Source organism: Shewanella sp. 11B5 (assembly GCF_002836795.1).
Classification (GTDB): domain Bacteria; phylum Pseudomonadota; class Gammaproteobacteria; order Enterobacterales; family Shewanellaceae; genus Shewanella; species Shewanella frigidimarina.
In genome coordinates, this window is sequence record NZ_PJAP01001102.1 from 1 (window position 1) to 2287 (window position 2287).

Genomic DNA, 2287 nt, shown 5'->3' on the forward strand with positions numbered 1-2287 from the left:
ATTAAACCAGGCATATTGTGGTTTAACGTCTTTTTGCCAAATAAAGCTGCCTTTCTTTTTCATAAAGGTGTGCTTGCCGTATTGGTCTGTTGTTTCAGGAAGATCTTGTCCTGCCTGTGACCAATCCCAATGCATTTTGGTGGGTTCATTTTTAGCAAATGATGGTATGTGACAAGTCTGACACGCTACAGTTGCTGTGTGTGTATTGAGCTTTTTATTTTTATGAGGCGCAGCATCATGGCAATTTACACAACCAATTTTGTTTTCCCCTCCAGGTGATACGCCCATCGAGTTACCGGTAATTTGATGATTTTCAGTAACGTGACAAGTTTGACACTGGAAGTCATTTCCATCGGTATCCATGTGGACATCGGTCGCTTTGTCTGGATAAGACATTGATGAGTCTAAATCGCCGTGTTTAACCGCATCACCGCCGCCACCGTAAAAGTGGCAACTGCCGCAATTGTCACGCACGGGTGCACCTACATTTTGGGCAACATTGGCTAAATTGACTCTTGCTAAGGCCTCGCCTGCGCCCGCAGGATCTTTAATGTAAGTTCCCGTGGTGTCGTGACAAACTAAGCAATCGACTTTGGTCATGTCTTTAAAGTCGAATGTTGAATCTTTCCATCCATAACCGGCATGACAACTGGTACAACGCGGTTCGTTACCCGATATCGATACACAAAAGTTGTTAATGCTGTTCTTTTTACCGCGCATCACAGTGCGGTCTGGTAGTTTTTGCTCTAACTCCCAAGTCCAATGTGAAGATTTCATAAACTCTTCAGCATGTTCTTTATGGCAGGTTAAGCATTGTGTCGTCACTTCAGGGCCATTAGCAAAAGGCCCTTTCACCGCCTCTTTGTGGTTAAAGGCAGCCTGTGCGCTACTGCTTAATAACAGTAATACAGCCAGTGCTGATAATAATTTCATGGTGTTTGTCCTTACCCCTGAGATTGTGCTCAGGGGGGCCAAGTTAGAAGGTTAAGTTAGCGTTAGAAGTTAACGGTCAGTGAGGCATTGACGTCATAGGCGGTGTCAACAACTGGCAACATTGAGTACGCGCTACCGGCAATCACATCGTCAACCTTCATCGGTGCACCTACTGGTGAGCCACTTCCGGTATATTCATAGTCGTAATACAAACCAGCTAACTTGATAAACATTTTTGGATTAATATCAAAGATATAATAGGCTTCAGCAACATGGCCGCGAGTGGCTAACTTACTGCCGATTGGGTCGTCTTGTGCTTGGGTGAAGGGACTCCAGTATTTAGAACCGTAGTTATATTCCAAACCGAATTTGCCGTATGGTGCAGGAATTTGCATACCTACATAAATGCCGTAACCATCTTTGGTGTCGCTATCAACAGTTTCTTTTGGCACCATAATGATTTCAGTACCAGTGTTGTTCAACTCTGCTTCAAATACTGCATCGCTTAACATGCCACCGAACAAACCTGCATTACCGTTAGGTTCAGCACGAGTCCATCCTAATGAGGCAAACATTTTCAGATCGTCATCGGTTTCATAGGCATAACCTAAACCACCTAAGTACATATCACCAATGACACCGCTTGGTTGTACACGGGTGACGAAGTTAAAGTTGTCAAACTTTTGCATGTCTTGATACATGGTTGGGGCAAAGATACCCGCCAGTTGAGTAGGGAATGCCATGGTGCCCGTAAAGCCATCATTGACATCTTTAGCACCGAATAAAGTGAACTGTAAGAAATGGTTACCGTCATTAATCACGTCGATATTAAACCCGCCGAGGTGGGTATCTTTAGTGATGATGTCACCAAACAATTCGCCATTGCCGTACTGTGATTCAAAGCCTTGGCCATAGCAAAAACGTACTGTTTGGCCTTCAATACCAGTAATATCACCCAAGTTGTAACCTAAGGTAAGACCATCGAAGTTAAAATTAACTAAGTGACCTGATGGCGTGCCGCCTCTGAGTTCATTTTCACGATAATGATTTGGTGGACCGTACGTTGAAGGACGACGTCCAATAGAAAGGTAAGTGCCACTGCCGTTAATGTCTTTCCAATTAAAATAGGCGCGCTCTACTTTTAACTCATCACCACTGGTGCTACCGCTACTGGTGCCGTCCATCGTGAATGAATTCCATGAGTCGAATACTTTAACCCCAGCAGAGTCTCCCCAGCTCTTAAACATGGTTAAACGTCCTGCAAAGCTGACGTTATCCCACACTTTAGCATCAATATTTAGGCGTAAGCGCGTGGTGTAAAATATATCGTTATCAATGTCTTGTTGGGTTTTCT

Annotated in this window: 2 protein-coding genes; both read right to left on the bottom strand. The window is 44.1% G+C overall.

The genetic code is table 11. From position 1 onward, the window contains the following. The coding region (locus CXF78_RS20760; protein WP_102037827.1) for a tetrathionate reductase family octaheme c-type cytochrome at positions 1-933 on the bottom strand (933 nt) is incomplete at its 3' end. A gap of 62 nt (positions 934-995) precedes the next feature. Then, positions 996-2287, bottom strand: a 1292-nt coding sequence (locus CXF78_RS20765) for a DUF3373 domain-containing protein (RefSeq protein ID WP_102037828.1), incomplete at its 5' end; no start/stop codon positions are given.